Origin of the sequence: Achromobacter sp. JD-1, from assembly GCF_038594925.1 — a bacterium.
Lineage (GTDB): Bacteria > Pseudomonadota > Gammaproteobacteria > Burkholderiales > Burkholderiaceae_B > Achromobacter > Achromobacter spanius_C.
On sequence record NZ_JBCGCS010000035.1, the window covers coordinates 1 to 21,448 of the forward strand.

General features: G+C 64.6%; 19 protein-coding genes. 13 read left to right on the forward strand and 6 right to left on the reverse strand.

Annotation, left to right across the window (positions count from 1 at the left end; all coding sequences use genetic code 11):
- Positions 1–387: 387 nt before the first annotated feature.
- The 12 genes from WBR68_RS29740 to WBR68_RS29795 all read left to right on the forward strand — a co-directional run bounded on the left by WBR68_RS29740 (position 388) and on the right by WBR68_RS29795 (position 13,848).
- Positions 388–1,857: a M20 family metallopeptidase gene (locus WBR68_RS29740; RefSeq protein ID WP_230696042.1), complete on the forward strand. Its 1,470-nt coding sequence runs from the start codon at positions 388–390 to the stop codon at positions 1,855–1,857.
- Positions 1,854–2,411 (forward strand): DUF1415 domain-containing protein, encoded by a 558-nt coding sequence (locus WBR68_RS29745; RefSeq protein WP_127184890.1) that lies wholly within the window; start codon positions 1,854–1,856, stop codon positions 2,409–2,411. The genes WBR68_RS29740 and WBR68_RS29745 overlap by 4 nt, the downstream gene beginning before the upstream one ends.
- 137 nt (positions 2,412–2,548) lie before the next feature.
- Positions 2,549–3,430 (forward strand): alpha/beta hydrolase, encoded by an 882-nt coding sequence (locus tag WBR68_RS29750; protein WP_230696043.1) that lies wholly within the window; start codon positions 2,549–2,551, stop codon positions 3,428–3,430.
- 227 nt (positions 3,431–3,657) lie between these two features.
- Positions 3,658–4,986: an SAM-dependent methyltransferase gene (locus tag WBR68_RS29755; RefSeq protein WP_230696044.1), complete on the forward strand. Its 1,329-nt coding sequence runs from the start codon at positions 3,658–3,660 to the stop codon at positions 4,984–4,986.
- A complete protein-coding gene (locus WBR68_RS29760) occupies positions 4,983–5,798 on the forward strand; it encodes a DUF1295 domain-containing protein (protein ID WP_230696045.1) in 816 nt (271 codons plus the stop codon). The genes WBR68_RS29755 and WBR68_RS29760 overlap by 4 nt, the downstream gene beginning before the upstream one ends.
- On the forward strand, positions 5,798–6,883 hold the full coding sequence (locus tag WBR68_RS29765) for an SAM-dependent methyltransferase (protein WP_230696068.1): 1,086 nt from the start codon (positions 5,798–5,800) through the stop codon (positions 6,881–6,883). The genes WBR68_RS29760 and WBR68_RS29765 overlap by 1 nt, the downstream gene beginning before the upstream one ends.
- 12 nt (positions 6,884–6,895) lie before the next feature.
- Positions 6,896–7,483, forward strand: coding sequence for a lipocalin family protein (locus tag WBR68_RS29770; RefSeq protein WP_230696046.1), 588 nt, complete (start codon positions 6,896–6,898; stop codon positions 7,481–7,483).
- A 320-nt stretch (positions 7,484–7,803) separates the two neighbouring features.
- The gene (locus WBR68_RS29775) at positions 7,804–8,898 is read left to right on the forward strand and encodes a TRAP transporter substrate-binding protein (protein WP_230696047.1); all 1,095 of its coding nucleotides are present in this window, start codon (positions 7,804–7,806) and stop codon (positions 8,896–8,898) included.
- 123 nt (positions 8,899–9,021) lie between these two features.
- Positions 9,022–9,684 carry a TRAP transporter small permease subunit gene (locus tag WBR68_RS29780; protein WP_050449517.1) on the forward strand — a complete coding sequence of 221 codons (663 nt, stop codon included), beginning with the start codon at positions 9,022–9,024 and terminating at the stop codon, positions 9,682–9,684.
- A gap of 2 nt (positions 9,685–9,686) precedes the next feature.
- A complete protein-coding gene (locus WBR68_RS29785; protein ID WP_230696048.1) occupies positions 9,687–11,348 on the forward strand; it encodes a TRAP transporter large permease in 1,662 nt (553 codons plus the stop codon).
- Positions 11,349–11,529: 181 nt separating this feature from the next.
- Positions 11,530–12,540 carry a Bug family tripartite tricarboxylate transporter substrate binding protein gene (locus tag WBR68_RS29790; RefSeq protein WP_230696049.1) on the forward strand — a complete coding sequence of 337 codons (1,011 nt, stop codon included), beginning with the start codon at positions 11,530–11,532 and terminating at the stop codon, positions 12,538–12,540.
- Positions 12,541–12,549: 9 nt separating this feature from the next.
- Positions 12,550–13,848, forward strand: a complete 1,299-nt coding sequence (locus WBR68_RS29795; protein WP_127184885.1) for an acyl-CoA thioester hydrolase/BAAT C-terminal domain-containing protein — start codon at positions 12,550–12,552, stop codon at positions 13,846–13,848.
- A 48-nt stretch (positions 13,849–13,896) separates the two neighbouring features.
- Here WBR68_RS29795 and WBR68_RS29800 read toward each other — a convergent pair whose 3' ends face one another.
- Together WBR68_RS29800 and WBR68_RS29805 are read right to left on the reverse strand one after the other, a co-directional pair.
- Positions 13,897–15,198, reverse strand: coding sequence for a UDP-N-acetylglucosamine 1-carboxyvinyltransferase (locus tag WBR68_RS29800; RefSeq protein ID WP_230696050.1), 1,302 nt, complete (start codon positions 15,196–15,198; stop codon positions 13,897–13,899).
- Positions 15,199–15,370: 172 nt separating this feature from the next.
- The gene (locus WBR68_RS29805) at positions 15,371–16,516 is read right to left on the reverse strand and encodes an MFS transporter (protein WP_230696069.1); all 1,146 of its coding nucleotides are present in this window, start codon (positions 16,514–16,516) and stop codon (positions 15,371–15,373) included.
- Positions 16,517–16,774: 258 nt separating this feature from the next.
- On the opposite strand from WBR68_RS29805, the gene WBR68_RS29810 reads away from it, so the two are divergent.
- Positions 16,775–17,395, forward strand: coding sequence for a TetR/AcrR family transcriptional regulator (locus WBR68_RS29810; protein WP_050449524.1), 621 nt, complete (start codon positions 16,775–16,777; stop codon positions 17,393–17,395).
- Positions 17,396–17,411: 16 nt separating this feature from the next.
- Here the strand turns inward: WBR68_RS29810 and WBR68_RS29815 are convergent, their stop codons facing one another.
- From WBR68_RS29815 to WBR68_RS29830, 4 genes are all read right to left on the reverse strand, one after another.
- Positions 17,412–19,532 carry a DUF4034 domain-containing protein gene (locus tag WBR68_RS29815; RefSeq protein WP_230696051.1) on the reverse strand — a complete coding sequence of 707 codons (2,121 nt, stop codon included), beginning with the start codon at positions 19,530–19,532 and terminating at the stop codon, positions 17,412–17,414.
- A gap of 96 nt (positions 19,533–19,628) precedes the next feature.
- On the reverse strand, positions 19,629–20,099 hold the full coding sequence (locus tag WBR68_RS29820; RefSeq protein WP_230696052.1) for a hypothetical protein: 471 nt from the start codon (positions 20,097–20,099) through the stop codon (positions 19,629–19,631).
- 63 nt (positions 20,100–20,162) lie between these two features.
- Positions 20,163–20,645: a nucleoside deaminase gene (locus WBR68_RS29825; protein WP_230696053.1), complete on the reverse strand. Its 483-nt coding sequence runs from the start codon at positions 20,643–20,645 to the stop codon at positions 20,163–20,165.
- A gap of 81 nt (positions 20,646–20,726) precedes the next feature.
- A complete protein-coding gene (locus tag WBR68_RS29830; RefSeq protein WP_230696054.1) occupies positions 20,727–21,344 on the reverse strand; it encodes a hypothetical protein in 618 nt (205 codons plus the stop codon).
- Positions 21,345–21,448 lie beyond the last annotated feature (104 nt).

Here is a 21,448-nt window from a genome sequence, read left to right on the forward strand (position 1 = left end):
TGGACTTCGGGTTGCGTGCCATGGTCGGTCTCCTTGAAAACCATCATAGGCCTGCACACAAAAATCCTGACAGTCCCCTTTCGCGCGCTTCACCCATCCTACGACCATGACGCGCTGGATTGAATCGTAGGATGGGTGCAGCGCGCGCGGGCGGGCAGAAGAAGAAAAATGCCGATCGCGCGAAACCCATCTTCGGGCCGTGATGATAGGGCTGGAATTGTCAATTACTCACGCGCCCTGCGGGGGCCGACAAGCTGGTTGCCGTCAGCGCGCAGGTGTCGTCGGGCAGCCGCCAGCCCGCTACGCACCCGCTCAGCCGGCCGCAGGCATAAAATACCGGATTACCCAAATCCCGCACCCCCACGCACCCCTAAAGGATTCCGCGCCATGAACGCCCGTATCCCCGACGACGCACTGCCGCCCACCCTTGATCCCGACGCCCTCCAGGCCTTTGTCGACGACAAGTGGGACAACGAAATCATCCCCGCGCTGACCGATTACATCGCCATTCCCGCCAAGAGCCCCGCGTTTGACGCCGACTGGGAAAAGAACGCGTTCATCGAGCGCGTGGTGCGCGATGCCGCCGCCTGGGTCGAAGCGCAGAAGGTCTCGGGCCTGAAGCTGGAAGTGGTGCGCCTGCCGGGCCGCACGCCCGTCATCTTCTTTGACGCGCCCGCCACCCGCAGCGACAACGGCGACACCGTGCTGCTGTACGGCCACCTGGACAAGCAGCCGGAATTTTCGGGCTGGCGCGCAGGTCTTGGCCCCTGGACCCCCAAGTACGAAGACGGCAAGCTCTACGGCCGTGGCGGCGCGGACGACGGCTACGCCGTGTACGCCTCGCTGACCGCCATCATGGCGCTGGATAAGCAGGGCGTGCCCCGTCCGCGTTGCGTGGGCATTGTGGAAACCTGTGAAGAATCGGGCAGCTACGACCTGCTGCCCTATGTGGACGCGCTGCGCGACCGCCTGGGCAACGTGGCCCTGGTGGTGTGCCTGGATTCGGGCGCCGGCAATTACGACCAGCTTTGGATGACGACCTCGCTGCGCGGCATGGTGGCCGGCACGCTGGAAGTGCAGGTGCTGGACGAAGGCGTGCACTCGGGCGACTCCAGCGGCGTGGTGCCGTCGTCGTTCCGCATCCTGCGCCATCTGCTGGACCGCCTGGAAGACAGCGCCACCGGCCGTCTGCTGCCGCAAAGCCTGCATTGCGAAATTCCCGCCGACCGCGTCGAACAAGTGACCGCCACCGCGCGCATTCTGGGCGACGAAGTGTGGCGCCGTTTCCCCTGGAGCTGCGGTGCCGAAGGCGGCTTTGTGCTGCCGATGACGACCGAACCCGAAGAGGCGTTGCTGAACCGCACCTGGCGCCCGACCTTGTCGGTGACCGGCGCCGAAGGCCTGCCGCCGTTGTCCAGCGCCGGCAACGTGCTGCGCCCGCGCACCGCGTTCAAGCTGTCGCTGCGCCTGCCGCCGTTGGTTGACGCCGTGGCCGCCTCGCAGGAAATCAAGGAGCTGCTGGAAGCCGACGCGCCCTATAACGCCAAGGTCATCTTCAAGGCCAACGCAGGCGCCGCCACCGGCTGGAACGCGCCGGCATCCGTGCCCTGGCTGACCCAGGCGCTGGACGCGGCGTCGCAGCAATACTACGGCCAGCCTTGCGGCTACATCGGCCAGGGCGGCACGATTCCGCTGATGAGCATCCTGCAAAAGGGCTTCCCGCAGGCGCAATTCATGGTGTGCGGCGTGTTGGGCCCGAAGTCCAACGCGCACGGTCCCAATGAGTTCCTGCACGTGCCGTATGGCAAGAAGCTGACGGCGGCGGTTGCGCAAACCATGGCGGCCATGCCGGCATGATTTCGACGTCCGACGCTTACGCCAACGTGGTGGCTGAAACCCGCCACTGGCTGACTCAGGCCGTGATCGGCCTGAATCTTTGCCCGTTCGCCAAGGCGGTTCAGGTCAAGGACCAGATCCGCTTTGCCGTCAGCGACGCCACCGACGCCGAAGGGGTGCTGACCGACCTGCAGGACGAGCTTGCCCTGCTGGCCGAGACCGACCCCGAGAAGATCGACACCACCTTGTTGATCATTCCCGACGCGCTGGACGATTTTCTGGATTTCAACGATTTCGAAGACCTGTCCGACCGCCTGCTTAAACGCATGCGGCTGGTGGGCGAATTGCAGGTGGCCACGTTCCACCCGCAATTCCAGTTTGCGGACACGCAGGCCGACGATATCGAAAACTACACCAACCGTGCGCCGTACCCCATCCTGCACCTGCTGCGGGAAGACAGCATCGACCGCGCGGTGGAGTCGTTTCCAGACGCCTCGGAAATCTATGAGAAGAACATCGACACGATGAAGAAGCTGGGCCTGGAAGGCTGGAAGAAGCTGATGACCAAGGCTTGAACATTCACGCTTAAGCATTCACCAAGGGCATCCATTTCGCCGTCTGCTTCGTATAGGGGGGTATCCACCCACGATGCGACAGGAGGCGGCGGTGCCCGATTTTTCCTTCTCTGCAATTTTTTTTGCCGTGGCGCGCCATGCGTAGCGCCGCCATGGTGGCCGCGCTGGCGGCCTTGCTGCTGCTAACCCTGACGGCCTGTTCGCCGCTGGCCGTGCTGAACGGCGCGGTGCCCGACAACGCCAACCGCGTGGTGGCGGATGTGGCCTATGGCGCCGACCCCCGCCAGCGCCTGGACATCTACGCGCCGCTTGGCGTGGCTCAGCCGCCCGTCGTCGTGTTCTTCTACGGCGGCAGTTGGCGCAATGGCTCGCGCGCTGACTACAAGTTCGTGGGCGACGCGCTGGCGTCTCGCGGCATCCTGGCCGTGATTGCCGACTACCGGCTCTACCCCGACGTGGCGTACCCGGACTTCCTGGACGATTGCGCCCGCGCCGTCGCCTGGACGCTGCAACACGTGGCCGAGTACGGCGGCGACCCCGGCCGGGTCTTCGTGGCCGGCCACAGCGCGGGCGGTTACAACGCCGCCATGGTCGCGCTGGACCCGCGCTGGCTAGAACGCCACGGCGCGTCGCCGTCGATGCTGCGCGGCTGGATCGGCATGGCAGGCCCTTATGACTTCCTGCCCATCGTGGCCAGCAGGCTGAAGCCCGTGTTCCATTTCCCGGGCACGCCGCCCGATTCCCAACCCATTGCCCACGTCACGCCCAACGCGCCGCCCGCCTTGCTGATGGCGGGCATGGCCGACACCACCGTTGACCCCCACCGCAACACCGAAGGGCTGGCGGCCGCCTTGCAGGCCGCGCACGTGCCGGTAACGCTGGTGCGTTACGACGGCCTGGGGCACGCGCTGCTGGCCGGCGCACTGGCGCGTCCGCTGCGGTGGCGCGCGCCGGTGCTGGACGACTTGGCGGGTTTTGTCTTGGATTCGTCGGACGGGCCGCTCCGCGCGGACAAGTAGCGCGTTCAAGTATCACAACCCCGTAGCACAACCCCGTCGCACGGCCCCGTCGCACGGCCCCGTCGCGCCATCGACCCGCGCATCCGCATCGGGCATGCGACTACGGGTTTTCCCTGGTGAATCCAATTCGCCGGTGCTTACGTATATAGGGCATCCACGCGCGCATGCGGGAGTTCTGACGCCCATCGGAACCCGCGCGCTCAATTCGCCTAACCGGGAGAAGACTGATGAGATCCCCCTCCGACTCCGAACGCCTGGCGCTCAACGATGCCTGCGTGCCCGAGGCCGCGCAGGCCCTGTCTCTGACCGAACGCCTGCTGCGTCGGCGCTTGCTGGACCAACTGGGGCATTTGCAGGGCGGGCGGCTGCTGATTGACGACGCAATGGGCAGCGTCGAACTGGGCAACGTCGAACCAGGCAACGTCGAACCGGGCGAGCAGGGCGCAACAGCCGGCTGGCCTCTGCGGCTGCGGGTGCAAGACCCGGCGTTCTACGGCGCGATCGCCCGCCATGGCAGCGTGGGCGGCGGAGAATCCTACGGCGACGGCCACTGGCACTGCAATGACCTTGTCGGCCTGATCCGCCTGCTGGTGCGCAACCGCGACCTGCTCGACGGCATGGAACGCGGCATGGCGCGGCTGGGCGGCATGGCGATGCGCGCGCTGCATGCGTGCCGGCGCAATACGCGCGCGGGCAGCCGGCGCAACATTGCCGCGCACTACGACCTGGGCAATGAATTCTTCCGCCTGTTCCTGTCCGACGACATGATGTATTCGTCGGCGCTGTGGGCGGACGAGGACGACACGCTGGAGCAGGCCTCCACCCGCAAGCTTGACCTGATCTGCCGCAAGCTGGACCTGCGGCCCGGCCAGCATGTGGTCGAGATTGGCACGGGGTGGGGCGGCTTTGCGCTGCACGCCGCGCGCCACTACGGCTGCCGCGTCACCACCACCACGATCTCGCGCGAACAGCACGCCCTGGCCACCGAACGCATCCGCCGCGCCGGCCTGCAATACCGCGTGGACGTGTTGCTGCAAGACTATCGCGACCTGCACGGCCAGTTCGACAAGCTGGTGTCCATTGAAATGATCGAGGCCATCGGCGCCGCCTACCTGCCTACGTATTTCGCCAAGGTGGGCGGGCTGCTCAAGCCTGATGGCGTGGCGCTTATCCAGGCCATCACCATCGAAGACCACCGCTACGCGCAGGCCCTGAAAGCGGTGGACTTCATCAAGCGGCATATCTTCCCCGGCAGCTTCATGCCGTCCATCCAGGCCATGCTGCAAGCCAAGACGCGCGTCAGTGACCTAAGCCTGGTGCACCTGGAAGACTTCGGCCTGTCTTACGCACGCACCCTGGAAGCGTGGCGGCATCGCTTCATGGCGCGACTGGACGCCGTCCGCGCACAAGGTTTTGACGAACGCTTTATCCGCCTGTGGGAGTTCTATCTGGCCTATTGCGAAGGCGGCTTTCGGGAACGCGCCATCGGCGTGTCGCATCTGCTGCTGGCAAGGCCCGGGGCCAAGCCGGCGACCGCGCGCTGGACCATGTCATGACGCCCGGCATGCAAATCCTGATGGTGGCGGCAGTGGCCGTGGTGCTGATGACCGTGGGCTGGCGCTGGCAGCGGCGCCATCACAACGCGGGCATTGTGGACGCGATGTGGGCGTCGGGCATGGCGCTGGCCGCCGTGCTGCTGGCCCTGACCGGCCCGGGCGCCGCCATCCCGCGCGTGTTGCTGGCCGTGCTGGGCGGCGTGTGGGCGGGCCGGCTGGCGTGGCACATCTGGCGGCGCGTGCGCCATGGCGAGGAAGACGGCCGCTACCGCGCCTTGCGCGCGCATTGGAATGGGCACCAGGGCAAGTTTGCGCTGTTCTTCCTGGCGCAAGCCGGGCTGGTCGTCTTTATGTCGCTGCCCTTCATCGCGGTCGCTTCCAACCCCGTGCCGCGCATGACGGCGTGGGTGTGGCTGGGCCTGCTGGTGTGGGTGGTGGCGGTGGCGGGTGAAACGATTGCCGACCGGCAGTTGGACGCTTTCCGCGACAACCCGGCCAACCGTGGCCGCACCTGCCGCCAAGGCCTGTGGCGCTATTCGCGGCATCCCAATTATTTCTTCGAATGGCTGCACTGGTTCAGCTATGTGGCGCTGGCCGTGGGCTCCAACCTGGCCTGGTTGGCATGGCTGGGTCCCATTGCCATGTTCATATTCCTGCGCTGGATCAGCGGCATCCCCTACACCGAAGCGCAGGCGCTGCGCACCCGGGGCGACGACTATCGCCAATACCAGCGCACCACGCCGATGCTGTTCCCCTGGTTTCCCAAGCGGGAATCGACGGGCTCAACGCATGTCAATGCAAAGGGCAAATGATGACGACCGCAACGCTTAGTGATACCCGCCTGGCTGCCGACCGGCCGGCGCCCGGCTTATTGGGCCTGGCCGAACGCGGCCTGGTGCCCGACGCGTTGATGCGCCACGGCATCCGCCGCTTGTGCGCCCAGCGCCTCCGTGAGGAACAAGCGGACGGCCCCGCCGGACAGGCGCGGCGCTACCAGCTACTGATTGATGAGCTGCGTACCAGCCCCGTCGCCATCCATACCGACGACGCCAATGCACAGCACTACGAGCTGCCGGCCGACTTCTTCAAGCTCTGCCTGGGCCGGCAGCTGAAGTATTCCGGTTGCTATTACCCCACGGGCCGCGAAACGCTGGACCAGGCCGAAGCCGCCATGCTGGAACTGACCGGCCTGCGCGCCGAACTGATGGACGGCCAGCGCATCCTGGAACTGGGCTGCGGCTGGGGATCCCTGACGCTGTGGATGGCCGAACGCTATCCCTCGGCGCGCATTACGGCGGTCTCGAATTCCGCGTCGCAGCGGCAGCACATTCAGGCGCAATGCCGCGCGCGGGGGCTGCTGAACGTGGAAGTCATCACCTGCGATGTCAACACGCTGGAATTGCCGCCGTCGGCCTACGACCGCTGCGTGTCGGTGGAAATGTTCGAGCACATGCGCAACTACCAAGACCTGCTGGCGCGCATCAGCTCGTGGCTGCGCCCGGGTGGCAAGCTGTTCGTGCACCTGTTCGCGCACCGCAGCCTGATGTACCCGTTCGAAACCGAGGGCGCCGACAATTGGCTGGGCCGGCATTTCTTCACGGGCGGCATCATGCCGTCGGTGGACACCTTGCTGTGGTTCCAGCAGGACCTGCGCATCCAGGCGCGCTGGCTGGTCGACGGCCGCCATTACGAGCGCACCGCCAACCACTGGCTGGCCAATCAGGATGCGCAGCGGGCAGACATCATGCAGGTGCTGGAACAAGCCTATGGCGCGCCGCTTGCCGGCTTGTGGTTTCAGCGCTGGCGCATGTTCTGGATGGCCTGCGCCGAACTGTTCGGCTACCAGGACGGGCAAGCGTGGATGGTGGCGCATTACCGCTTCGTGCGGCCGGACTGAGAGGAGGGCGCCATGCCGAAAACCAAACGCTTTGCCGGGTTGACCATACTTGGGGTGCTGGCCGCACTGGCCGGTTGCAGCAGCCCGCCGCCGATGCCTCCCGTCAACAACGTCGACATCAAGCGCTTCATGGGCGACTGGTACGTGATCGCCGGCATACCCACCTGGCCCGAGCGTCAGTCGTACAACGCCGTGGAGTCCTACGCCTTGCTGCCCGATGGCCGCATCCAGACCACCTTTCGCTATCGCCACGGCGGCTTCGACGCCAAGCTGAAAACCATGCGCCCCGTGGGCACCGTGGAGCCGGACACGGGCAATGCCATCTGGGGCATGCAGTTCATCTGGCCCATCCAGGCGGAATACGTCATCGCGTATCTGGACGACGACTATCAGCAGACCATCATCGGCCGCAGCAAGCGCGACTACGTCTGGATCATGGCGCGCACGCCCAGCTTGCCCCCAGCCGACTATGCCCGCCTGGTGGATAAGGTGCGCGAACTGGGCTATGACACCGCGGAATTGCGCCAGGTGCCTCAGCAATGGCCCGAGCAGGGACCCGATCCGCGCACGTATCCAGATGCTGCCGGCGCCACACGCTAAATATTTTTTGGTTATATAGCGGCGGCGGCTTATTTCAGCGCCCGGCAAGGGTCAAAGGACTGATCCGGCCCATATACCAGTACAGAAAGAGGGTGCGCGCCATCAAGGCCGCCGCTGGTCATACCAGTTATGCGAAGGCGAAAGATTTCACGAAGCTTACGGCAAGGGTTTTCCCGCTACGCCCCTTGCATCATTTGCCGATAGCATCGCAGCCAAATTCATGAAGCGCGACCATTTGTTACCCACGGGATCGCGCCTTGGGGGCTCCACCAATTCGCCCCGGGACCGGAAAAAAACTTTATCCAAGTTGGGAGACTTGCATGCAACGCCGTTCATTTTTGAAGAAAGCCACCTTGGGGGCCGCAGCAGGCGGCGCCACCCTGGCGGCGCCCGTCATCGCCCAGGAGGCCCCCACTCTGAACTGGCGCCTGGCGTCCAGCTTCCCCCGTAGCGCCGACGCCATCTATTCCGGCGGCGAAAGCGTCGCCAAGTACGTGTCCGAAGCCACTGGCGGCAAGTTCTCCATCCGCGTGTTCCCGGCGGGCGAAATCGTCCCGGCGCTGCAAGTGCTGGACGGCGTGCAAAACGGCACGATCGAATGCGGCCACAGCGCGTCGTACTACTACTACGGCAAGGACCCGGTCCTGAGCTTTGACGCCGCCGTGCCGTTCGGCCTGAACACCCGCCAGATGAATTCCTGGATGCGCCACGGCGACGGCCTGTCGCTGCTGCGCGACGTCTTCAAGGCCTACAACATCGTCAATTTCCCCTGCGGCTATACCGGCACGCAGATGGGCGGCTGGTTCCGCAAGGAAATCAAGACGGTGGACGACCTGAAGGGCCTGAAGTTCCGCGTCAGCGCCTTCGCGGGCGCCGTGTTGTCGCGCCTGGGCGTGGTGCCGCAGCAGATCGCTGGCGGCGACATCTACCCGGCACTGGAAAAGGGCACCATCGACGCGGCCGAATGGATCGGCCCCTACGATGATGAAAAGCTGGGCTTCAACAAGGTGGCCCCGCATTACTACTACCCGGGCTGGTGGGAAGGCACGCTGCAAGTGTCGCTGTACGTCAACCAGGACGCCTACAACAAGCTGCCCAAGCACTACCAGGCCATCCTGGCGCAGGCATCGGCCGCGGCGACCAACGACATGATCGCCAAGTACGACGCCGAGAACCCCGCCGCGCTGCGCCGCCTGATTGCCCAGGGCGCCAAGCTGCAATCGTTCCCCAAGCCCGTCATGGACGCGTGCTTTGCGGAATCGGTCAAGCTGTACGACGAAATGAGCGCCAAGAGCCCGGCGTTCAAGAAGGTCTACGAAAGCATGAAGAGCTTCCGCGACAACGAACTGCCCTGGTTCCGTGTTGCTGAAGGCAGCTATGACAGCTACATGGGCACGATCAACCGCGGCAAGTAAGCGACCCCTGATTGTGTCGGCGCGCGTGGATGTGCCGCATCCGCGCGCGCCTGCTGGTTTTCTCCTCTCTTCTCGTTGCACATTGACTGCGCGCCAAGCCCCGCGCCAGTCCGGATATCCAACATGAATGCCCTATTAGCCCTATCCCGTTTGATCGATGCGATCAACACGGTGGTTGGCCGGTGCGTGACGTGGCTGACGCTGGTCGTCGTCGTGGTCAGCGCTGGCAACGCCATTGTGCGCAAGGTCTTCGAGGTCAGCTCCAACGGCTGGCTGGAATTGCAGTGGTACCTGTTCGGCGCCATCTTCCTTTTGGCGGCCGGCTATACGCTGCTGCGCAACGAACACGTGCGTGTGGACGTGCTGTCGTCCCGCCTGTCGCGACGCAAGCAGATCTACATCGACATTTTCGGCGTCATCTTTTTCCTGATGCCCGCCTGCCTGCTCATCACCTACCTGTCGTGGCCTGTGTTCATGGATTCGTTCCTGACCAACGAGCAGTCGTCCAATACCGGTGGCCTGGTGCGCTGGCCCGTCAAGCTGCTGATTCCGGTCGGCTTCGCCTTGTTGGTGCTGGCCGGCTTGTCGCACCTGATCAAGTGCGTGGGTTTCCTGATGGGCAAGTGCCCCGACCCCGGCGCGCGACCCTCCGAAATTTCCGCTGAAGAAGCCCTGGCGCTGGAAATCGCCGAAGAGGCGCGCCTGCGCGAAGAACGCGCCCTGGCGGCGCAAGGCGGGAACAAGCCAGACGGCGCCCGCGGCCAGAACGGACAGGACGGACGCTGACCATGGAATTCTTGACTGCAAACATGGCCCCCATCATGTTCGCCACCTTGGTGGTGTTCCTGCTGATGGGCTTTCCCGTGGCCTTCGCGCTGGCGGCCAACGGCATACTCTTCGCGCTGGTCGGCATTGAACTGGGCCTCTTGAACGCGGCGCTGTTCCAGGCGCTGCCGCAACGCATCTTCGGCATCATCGCCAACGACACCTTGCTGGCCGTGCCATTCTTTACCCTCATGGGGCTGGTGCTTGAAAGATCAGGCATGGCCGAAGACCTGCTGGAAACCATCGGCCAATTGTTCGGCACCGTGCGCGGCGGCCTGGCGATTGCCGTGGTCTTCGTGGGCGCCATGCTGGCGGCCACCACCGGCGTGGTGTCGGCATCGGTGATCTCGATGGGCCTGATTTCCCTGCCCATCATGCTGCGCTACGGCTACGACCGCAGGCTGGCCAGCGGCATCATCGCCGCGTCCGGCACGCTGTCGCAGATCATTCCGCCGTCGCTCGTGCTGATCATCCTGGCCGATCAGTTGGGCCGCTCCATCGGCGACATGTACCGTGGCGCCATCGTGCCCGGCTTCCTGCTGGCGGGCACGTATGTGGCGTTCGTCATCATCAAGTCGTACCTGAAGCCTGATTCGGCGCCCGCGCTGCCCGAAGAGGCGCGTTCGTTCCGCGAAGCCAACGGCACGCGCGGCGGGCGTTCGCTGCTGGTGCTGATGGTGATCTCGGCGCTGTCCGCGTACTTCGTCGGCCAGTACATCGAAGCCGATACGGCGCCGGTGGACGAGCAGATCGTGCTGTCGCTGCTGATCTGGGGCCTCACCGCCTTCATCATTGCCGGCACCAACAAGATCTTCAAGATGGGCATGCTGTCGGCCCTGGCCGAGCGCGTCACCTTCGTGATGATCCCGCCGCTGTTCCTGATCTTCCTGGTGCTGGGCACGATCTTCATCGGCGTGGCTACGCCCACCGAAGGCGGCGCCATGGGTGCCGTGGGCGCCATCCTCATGGCCATGATCCGGGGCCGGCTGACGTTGAAGCTGATGAAGCAGGCCATGGACACCACCACCAAGCTGTCCACCTTCGTGGTGTTCATCCTGGTGGGCTCGACGGTGTTCGGCTTGACCTTCCGTGGCGTCAACGGCGACCTGTGGGTGGAACACCTGCTGGTCAGCCTGCCCGGCGGCGAAATGGGCTTCCTGATTGCCGTCAGCGTGCTGACCTTCGTGCTGGCCTTCTTCCTGGACTTCTTTGAACTGGCGTTCATCATCGTGCCGCTGCTGGGCCCGGTGGCCGACAAGCTGGGCATCGACCTGATCTGGTTCGGCGTGCTGCTGGCGGTGAACATGCAGACCTCGTTCATGCATCCGCCATTCGGCTTTGCGCTGTTCTACTTAAGATCGGTCGCGCCCAAGGACAGGTACAAGGACAAGGTCACGGGCAAGATGATCGAACCCGTCACCACGGGCCAGATCTACCGCGGCTCCATCCCGTTCATCGTCATCCAGTTGGCCATGGTGGCGGCGGTGTTGGCGTTCCCGGGCCTGGTCATGCACTACAAGAGCGACGAAGCCCAGGTCGACGCCACCAAGGTGAAGATCGAGGTGGATACGTCCTACGGCACCAGCACTTATGGCAGTGACGACCCGGGGGCGGATTTCAAATAGCGCGCCTCGCAAGAAACGCAGGAAACGCAGGAAAGCAATGCCGGCAGCGATGCCGGCATTTTTTTGTTGCGTGCTTTCGGGATTTCCCTAAATGGTGGCGACAAGCGATCGAATACAGAATACCGGCACGGTGACCGCCGCCGTTCGGCGCGCGGCCTGTGCGCCTTGCCGGAGAACCCCCATGAGATTGTCCCGCCGCCATGCCCTGGGCGCGCTTGCCGCGCTGCCCGCTTCCTTGCTCTCCTTGACCTCACTGACCGCGCGCACTGCCTGGGCGCAAAGCACGTTTCCAACGCGGCCCGTGCGCCTGCTGGTGGGTTTTGCCCCCGGCGGCCTGACCGACATCGCTGCCCGCGCCTTGGCCGAACGCATGGGTAAGACGCTCAAGCACAACGTCGTGGTGGAAAACCGGCCGGGCGGGCAGGCCATCATCGCCACCGTGGCGGTGGCGCGCGCCGAACCGGATGGCTACACGCTGGGCTTCGCCGGCACCAACGGCATGATTTTGAATCCCTTGCTGTACAACAACCTGCCTTACCAACCGTCTGATTTCAAGCAATTGGGGTCCATGGGCAAGTCGCCCATGCTGCTGATCGTGCACCCCGACCTGGGCGTGAAGAACGTGCAGGAATTCATCGCGCTGGCCAAGAAAAAGCCCGGCGACATCACCTGCGCCCATGCGGGACGTGGCGTCATCAACCATCTGGCGCTGCTGCATTTTCAGTCCAAGACCGGCACGCAATTCCAGGACGTGCCCTACAAGGGCAGCGGCCCCGCGCTGCTGGACCTGATGGCCGGCACCGTGCAAAGCAGCTTCGACTTTCCCACGTCGGCCTTGCCCAACATCAAGTCGGGCAAGCTGGTGGCGCTGGCCGTCACCGCCGACAAGCGCCTGACCAGCCTGCCCGACGTGCCCACCATGAAAGAGGCCGGTGTCGACGACTTTGAGCTGTACACGCGCATGATGATTTCCGGCCCAGCCGCCATGCCGGCGAACGTTGCGCAGGTGCTGGAGAACGCCGTGCGCGTAGGCACGCGCGACCCCGGCCTGATCCAGCAATTCGCCGAGCAGGGCGTGGCCGTGGAATTCACCTCGTCGGCGGACCTGGACAAAGTCATCGCCGACGAATCCGCCATGTGGGCCCAGGTCATCAAGGCCAACGGCGTGCCCAAGACCGATCTGAAAGCCTGAGGACACCCCGTGACCGACCTAGCCCGCATTAGCGTCACCCCGGAATTCGCCCTGATCGATGTCGCTCGCGACATTCGCATCGACGGCTTTCCTGCCTACGCCTTCATTACCGTCACCGCCAGCATGCAGATGTGCGGTGCGCCGTGGCGCTCGCAAGCCGTGTTCGTGGCCGGGCACGACGGCAGCCTGGACCTGGGCCGCGACTGCCCCGTGTCAGGCAGCTACGCCGAACCTTCGGCCATGGGCATCGTGTGGTCCATGGTGTGCGAGGACATGAGCCGCGTGGTGTTCCCGCCCGACCGCACCGAACCCTTGGTGATTCAGATCGAGGCCACGGACGGGGTGCGCAGCGCGTCGGCGCGGCTGGTGCAGGAATTTTTGGAGGAGGGCGTCACGCATCGCGCGGTGCGTGAGCAGGTCGGCGGCATGACCGTGTCGGGCGAGCTCTATACGCCCGCCGGACCCGGCCCGCATCCGCTGGTGATCTACATGAACGGCTCGTCGGGCGGCGTCAACGCGCCACGCGCCGCGCTGTTCGCCGCGCGCGGTTTCCAGTGCCTGGCGCTTGCCATCTTCAACTACGACGGCCGGCCCAAGTACCTGAACGACATGCCGCTGGAATACTTCGAACACGCGTTGCGTTGGGCGCACGCCGAGCTGGCGCCGCGCGATGGTTTCGTGGCCTTGTCGGGCATCAGCCGGGGCGGCGAGACCTCCTTGCTGGTGGCCTCGCAGTATCCCGAGTTGGTCAGCGCGGTGGCCGCCTACGTGCCGTCGCCCGTCATGCACGGCGTGGTCAGCGCGGGGTCACCCGGCACCGGCCGTAACGCCCAGGTCTGGACCAAGAATGGCGAACCCTTGCCGCATCTGTGGCAGGACAACGCCAGCGCCGACTGGGAAGCGGCCTATGCGTCTGAACCGCCGTATCGGCAAACCCACGCTTTTCTGAGCGCCACGCGCGATGCCGCGGCCGTTGAACGCGCGCGCATTCCGGTGGAAAACTATCCCGGCCCGATCATGCTGATCAGCGCATCCGATGACGGCTTCTGGCCCAGCACCGCCTATTCCGAAATGGTGATGCGCCAGCGTCAGGCACACGGCCTGCCCACGTTTCACCACGTGTGCATGGGGGCGGGGCACCACGTGCAGTACCCCTATCTGCCCGCCACGCTGATCAGCAAACCGCATGCGATGTCGGGCTTGCTGCTGGACGCGGGCGGCACGCCGGCCGCGAATGCGGCGGGCAACGAGGGGTCGTATCTGGCGGTGCTGGAATTCTTGAACCGCGCGGCGGGGGTATCCGGCTGATCGCCGGTGCGCCGGCCGCGGGTACGCCCGCCGCCGGTACGCCCTTCCTTATTCTTCGCTAGTCCATTCGACCTGCACGCCCAGGCTGCGCAGGTTTTCCACGAACTGCGGATGCGCACGGCGGATCGGCGTCGCGTTGCGGATTTCCGAGCGGCCCTTGATGCTGCTGGCCACCATGAACAGCGCGATCGCCACGCGGATGATGTAGGGGCTTTCCACCACGGCTGGCGTCAGCGGCATGCCGCCGAAGGTCACCACGCGGTGCGGGTCCGACGAGAACACATGCGCGCCGAACTTCGTCAGCTCGCCCGTCCAGCCCAGCGCACCGTCATAGACCTTGTTCCAGAACATGGCATTGCCTTCGGCGCACACGCCCAGCGCAATGAAGATCGGCAGCAGGTCCACCGGAAAGTACGGCCAGGGCGCGGCTTCCACCTTGGTCAGCACGTTGCTGGTGAAGGGCGTCTGCACCTTCAGCGGACCGGAACGCAGCGCTCGCGACCACCCATCCTTGTGTTCGATCGTGACGCCAAACTTGGCGAAGGTGCGGTCTATCAACGGAAAGTTGCCCGGCGTGCGGTTGCGCACCACCACATCGCCACCCGTGATCGCGCCCAGCGCGAGGAAGGTCGTGATCTCGTGGAAGTCTTCTTCAAAAGTGAATTCGCCACCGCCCAGGCGCGCACCGCCGCGCACCGTCAGGCGCGATGTGCCGATGCCATCAATGTCGGCGCCCATCATCGCCATAAAGCGGCAAAATTCCTGCACGTGCGGCTCGGACGCCGCATTGGTCAAAGACGATTCCCCAATGGCCGCCGCCGCGCACAGCACGAAGTTTTCGGTGGTGGTGACTGACGCGTAGTCCAGCCAGTGATGCGTGGCTTTCAGCGTGCCGCTGCTGCGCACCAGCAAAGACCCGCTGGCGCGTTCCACTTCGCCGCCGAACGAGCGGAAGATATCCACGTGCGGATCAATCTCGCGCACGCCCAGCGTGCAACCCTTGACGTTGTCTTCCAGCCGCGCGATCCCGAAGCGCGCCAACAGCGGCGGCACCAGCATGATCGACGAGCGCATCTCTTCCGGCAGCCGGTGCTGCGTGGCGTCGAAGGTGGTGTTGCGATGATGCAGGTTCAGAGTGCGCGTGGATTCGTCCAGCTTCACGTCACTGCCCAGCGTGCGGAAGATGTCCAGAATCTTCCGCACATCGGTAATGTCCGGCACGCCATGCAGCGTCAAGGGCTGGTCGGTTAAGAGCGTGGCGCACAGAATGGGCAGCACGGCATTCTTGTTGGCCGAAGGAATGATGCGGCCGCGCAGGGGCGTGCCACCGTGGACGATGAGACTGGACATGGGGAAGGCGGACGGATTGCGTACGGATAGCGGGAAGTGGCCGGAATTGTACTTGTGTCGCCTGACGGGGACGGGTGGCCCGGTGATGAAACGTTTCAAACTGCAAGTGACGTGGCCATCCAGGATTTTCCGGCGGCGCGCCTTGCCTCTCCCGCGCTCTCGCTGCGCGAGGTCAATGCCCCACGGCAGCCATGCCCGAGGTCCGTAATCCGGGCCGGAACGCATGCGCGCGCGCCGACCACGCCATCGCGAACGCCAGGGCGACCAGCACAAGCAGCGCCCACGGAAACGCCCCTACGCCCCAGGCCTCAAGCAGCATGCCGCCCGCCACGCCGGCCCCGGCGATCGCGCCATTCCACGCGACCACGTTCATCGACAGCGCGACGTCCGCACCGCTACCGGCCGCATCGGCCAACGCCGTTTGCAACAAGGTGGCGGCCCCGCCGAAGCTGATGCCCCAGACCGCCACGCCCAGGTAGATCACGGCTGGGTTGGCAGGCGCCAGGGCGAAGACCAGCGCCGTGGCGGCAAATGCGGCCAGGCTGGTCAGCACCGTCAGGCGCAAATGGTGATCGACCAATTTGCCCGTGATCCAGATGCCGGCAAGCGCTGCCATGCCAAAGACCAGCAGCACCAGGTCCACCCGTTCAGACAAGCCGGCAGGGGCCACAAAGGGGGCAATGTAGGTGTACAGAATGTTGTGCGCCAGCATCCACGCCACCACCACCGCCAGCACGGGCCGCACACCCGGCGTCGTGAAGACCCGGCGCAGCGGCATGCGTTCATGGGCAGACTGCCCCGGGTAGTCAGGCACCTTGGCCAGCACCCAGACGACCAGCCCCAGCGTCATCGCCGACATGATCCAGAACGCCACGCGCCATCCCACCGTGGCCCCCAGCAACGTGCCCAGCGGCACGCCGAGAGACAGCGCGATTGGCGTGCCCACCATCGCCAACGCCATCGCCCGCCCTTGTTGCCAGGGGGCGACCATGCGCCGCGCGTAGCCTGCCAGCAGGCTCCAGGCCAGCCCCGCCGCCATGCCCGCGAAGAAGCGCGCCACCAAGGTCAGCCGGTAGTTTGTCGACAGCGCCGTGGCGGAATTGAAGAGAAGAAAGCCGATGATCGTCATCAGCAACACGTTGCGGCGGCGCCAGCCACGGGTGGCGATCGTCAGCGGAATGGCCGCCAGCAAGGAACCCAGCGCATAAGCCGTCACCATCTGCCCGGCCAAGGCCTGGCTGACCTCCAGGCCGGCGCTGATCTGCGGCAACAGCCCGGCGGGCAGGGTTTCGGTAACGATGCAAAGAAAGCCGGTCATGGCCAGCGCCAGCAGCGCGGAGACAGGCAGGCGGTCAGACGCGGGCTGCCCGGTTGAAGTTGTTGAGTGATTCACGCAAAAGTCCTTTGGTAGAGGTAGCCGGATCGATATACGCGGCGAGCCATGCGCGGTGGATGAGCGCAAAGATTGGCTGTTTTATATACCGATCAGTACAAATGTAGGTCGGGCGCTTTCGCGTTGTCAACGACTTTTGTATCGATTAGTATTGATGTCGCGTTCGACAATAGGGAGACCGTAATGGCGCAAATGGGCAGGCCGCGCGCGTTTGACCGCGAGCAGGCGATCGACCAGGCGTTGCATCTGTTTTGGGAGCAGGGCTACGAATCGACTTCGCTCAGCCAGTTGAAGGCCGGGATCGGCGGGGGTATTTCAGCGCCCAGTTTTTATGCGGCGTTCGGGTCGAAAGAGGCGCTGTATGCGGAAGCCGTTCAACGCTATCTGGACACCTACGCCCGCGTGAACGATAGCCTGTGGGATGACAATATTCCCCCCAGAACCGCCATAGAACTGGCGCTGCGCCGGTCGGCGAAGATGCAGTGCGAGCGCACTCACCCCAAAGGCTGCATGGTGGCGCTGGGCGTCATGAGTGCGCCCACCCCTGAACATGCCGCCGTCGCCAAGCCCTTGGCGGCATCGCGCCAACGCACGCATTCTGGCTTCATCCGCTGCGTGGAACGCGGCATTGCCAGCGGCGAGCTTGTGGCGACGACGGACGCCAAAGTGCTGGGTACCTTGTTCAACAGCTTTCTGTTGGGCGTGTCGCTCGCGGCCCGGGACGGCGTGCGGTACCCCGTGTTCGACGCCGCGATTACGCAACTGATGCTGCAATGGGACGCGGCGTGCGCGCCGGCAAGCTAAGCGAACAAACCAAGGCTCAGGCGTCCGCTTCGCCCCGCCCAAACGTCAGTTCGCGACCCCGCGCGTCCACGCGTGCGCGGGCCTGTTCCATGCGCCGCCGCAAGCGCCAGCCACCAAACCAGCCACTGGCGTCATTGATTTCGCCGCTTAAGCGCTGCAAGTATTCGTTGTCGGGCGACAGCGCGCAGGCGCGCGCAATCCACACCTTGGCCAGATAGGCATTGGGCTCGCAGCCGCGTCCTTCCATGAACGCGATGGCGTAGCTGCGCGCGGCGGTTTCGCGGTCGCCCTCATCGCTTTGGTCCCACAGCCAGGGCAATACACGGTCCAGGGCGGTGCGTTGGTCTTCATCCGACCCGCTGTGCATCAGCATCAGCCAGCTCAGGTTGCGGGCGGCCATCGCTTCCATGCGGGAACCGCGATCGGCTACGTGCCAGTTGTTTTCCAGCCAGAGCCGGTACGTCTGGTATTCGCCCGTTGGAATGTCGCGGCCTTCGTCGATGGCGGCATAGGCCAGGTTGTTGCGGGCCACCAGATGGCCGGCTTCGGCGGCGCGTGTCAGCCAATCGCGCGCGGCGGTCTTGTCGATACCGTCGTAGTCAGCGTCGATCTTGCCCGCATACAGCTCGCTTAGCGACATCAGCGCATCCGAGCGCCCACGCGCGGCGCCTTCCTGCCACAGGAACAACGCGGCGTCGGGCGATACGTCGCCCCACAGGTTGCGGCCCAACTGCGGCAGGTTGAACTCGCGGGCCTCGCGGTCCAGCGCAAAGCCGCGTTCCAGCAGCGCCTGGGTATCAAGCTCACCCGCCTGCAAGCCGAACAGGCCAAACTGGCTGCCCACGGCCGCCAGCAACACGGCTTCCACATCATCTCCCCAGTGCGCACCGCGCAACAGGATCTGGCGGAACAGGCCCTGGGTGTCGGGCATGCCCTTGAACCACAGGCACGCCTGCAAGGTGAACAGCGTGCCGGGGTAGGCCTCGTCCGTCAGGTCGATATCGGCGGGGGCCGTCGCGCAGGCTTGCGTCAGCAGATCGTAGGCGTGTTGCAGCAGCGCGGCATCCCAATGCACCTCGCCGTCGTCGTCAACGTGGCGCGCACGCATGGTTTCGAAGTTGGCGTAGTGGCACAGGGCCACGGCGCGTTGCTCGGCGGAAAGCTGCAAGGTCAGCCATTGCTCGAACGCCTGGAGGAACACGTCGATCTGCTCGTCGTCATCGGGTTCCGGATGAAAGGCGGTGTAGCCCAGGTAATCGAATTCCTTATGGAACCGCAGCTCATCGCGCTCGGCCTCGGTCAGGCCTGCGCATACGGGGCCGTTGATGAAGGCGTCCATTGCGGCGTGGCTGCCGCCCCAACGCGGATACAGGAAATACAGGTACGCGCTCAGCGCGCCTACATCATTCGGACGCAGGGCAAGCGCGGTGCGCAGCCAATAGGTTTTGGGATCGTCGTTGTCGCTGGCCTGGCGCGCGGGCAGGCCGGGTGGCAATGAGGCGGGCAGGTCGGCCAGGCCCATGCCGCTGTGTTCGGCTAGCAGGTTCAGGCCTTGCTCCCAGACCTCGGCGGGCCAGTGCGCCTGTAGCGCGTCGTGCGACGCCTGGGGTGAAAGTTGGAGCGAAGCCTGGGGCGTGGCCGGTGCGGCGGTGGCCAAGCCCGCCAGCCATTCAGGTTCACCCAGGTACGCGCAGACCCGCATGGTCCGCTGCACGGCCACCGCCGGCCGCTCGTGCAAGGCCATGGCTTGCAGGAATGCGGCCACGGCATGGTCGCGCGCCATCATCGCGCCCACCCATTGCTCATCGTCCACGTAGTCGGCGGTGTTGCTGGTGCGGATGGTGCCGGCAATGATCTCCCACTGGTTGCCGTAGGCAAGATGCGCGTGATACGACGCGGGCCGCGCGTCACGCCATGCGCGCAGGCGGGCAAGGTTGTCAGCGGCTGATAATTGCGGGTCGCGGATCTCGTCCAACAACCACCGATACCCGAAGGACTCGCCCTTGCTGTCCAGCCACCGCAAGGCGGCGGGTTCCAGGATGGCGTCCAGTTCATCAAACTGGCCGCTTTGCAGCAGTTGCCGAATTTCCGCGCGACGCGCGAGATGGGTGTCGATGGTGTGGGGGGATGCAGTCATGCGCTACGCAGGTGGGTTCAAGGAAAGGCGAACCCATGCCGGCTGCGCATGGCGCATGCGGGGGCCGCAATGTTCTAACAACGGCAGATTGGCGGATTAGTTAAGGACGGGGTCTTTGGTCGCGGGGTTCTTGCGCACCAGCACCGTGCCCAGAATCGTCAGCGCCAGCCCGCCGCCAACATAAGGCAGGCCGAAAATAAGCGCCCAGAAGAAGAGGGCGGTATTGGCATCGCGCGTATCCGCGGCGGAGGCGTTCTGCGTACCGGCGTCCATGGTCAGCAAGGTGGCGGGAATGGTCAGCACCAAGGCCACGCCCAGCACGACGCAACCCCAGCCGACCAGGCGGCGCAGGTTGGGAATGCGCGCCAGCATGACGCTGGCGATGACGGTGATGACAAGCCAGACGGCCAGACCGGACACGATCATCGTGTTGGAATCCGCCGAGGCGGTGCTTTGCTCACCCGGGCTCAAGGCCATGAAAACCGGCAGCAGCACGCCATAGCCGACCCTGCCGATGATCAGTCCGAAGACGATGCTGACAATCCATTTAATGCTGTTCGAGGGCATGCCGGGAAATCCTGTCGTGGTTTGGATAGTGTTGCTGCGCAGGGAAAAAACCCACGTCAGCGTCTACGCCCGGCGCCGCACGTTCTCTTCATGCAGCAGCTTGATCTGCTCCGCAAACTCCGGCACGGGGCCATCAACCGTCACCCCCTCAATAACGTCTTGAATCGCCAACGTTTTTACGCGAGACGGCGCCACGCCCCATTCCCGCATCCACTGCGCATACTGCTTCGAAGACGCCGCATACACAATGCGCCCCAGCCCCACCCAGCCATGCGCCGCCGAACACATCGCGCAGTGCTCACCCGAGGTGTAGACGGTGCACGACGCGCGCTCGGCTGCCGGCACGTGGTTGGCCGCCCAACGGGCAATTTCAAATTCAGGATGCTGGGTGTGATCGCCGCCCGAGACGTGATTATGGTCTTCGAACAGCACCTCGCCATTGGCGGACACCAGCACGGAACCAAAGGGCTGATCGCCCAGTTCCAACGCGCGCTTGGCCAGCTCAATGCAGCGGGTCAGGTGTTTTTTGTCTAGGTCGTTGATCATGTGGGGGTCTCCTTGTGGGGCTGCGGTGCCTGCGCAGATCTCAATGCGGGATCCTAACGTGTGTGTGGGCTATATCCCCAATCAATAAAAAATATCCACGTAATCCGTCAAACGGTCGCAGCTTTCCATTTGCTGCAGGCGCCAGTATTTGCGCTTGCCGGTGGCCCGAAACTCGTAGTCGCCCGTGCGTTCGCAACGGCGGCCTTTGTCGGGGGCGTCAAGAATCAGGATCGTGCCGCGAAAGGTGAAGCGGTCTTTGTCGATCGACACGATTTCACCGTTGATTTTCAACGTGCCTTCAAAATTGGCCTGCGTGCCATCGATGCGCACGACGTCGTTCACGTCCTTCGCATTCAGGTGGCCACGTTCGGCCGACCAGAGCCATTGCACGCTGACGCCGCTGTTGTTCATCAGGCGTTCGTAGGCGGTCTGGCTTTTGATTTCGGTCTTGGTGACCGGGGCCAGTCCCGTTGAACCCGCCTGCGGGGTTGCCTGTTGTGGGGCTGCTTGCTGCTGGGCCGCTTGCTGCGCAGGGCCGTGGGCGCGGATGGTTTCAGCTTGCGCCGCCTGCATCGGCGAAGCCGCGGCCAACGCCAGCCCGAACGCCAGGGGAAGAATCCGGGAAAGCCGCGTGCGCGTGCTTTGCGTGCGGTGCGGAGCGGTGTTCAAGTCGCGATCAGGCGTGTTTTGCATGGTCATGAATGGTTGGCTAAGAACGTCCGCCACGGGCAAGGGCGGCCACGGGCGCTTAAATTAGCACGCGGATTGCATTTGGTAATTGCTGATTACCGGCGTTATGTATC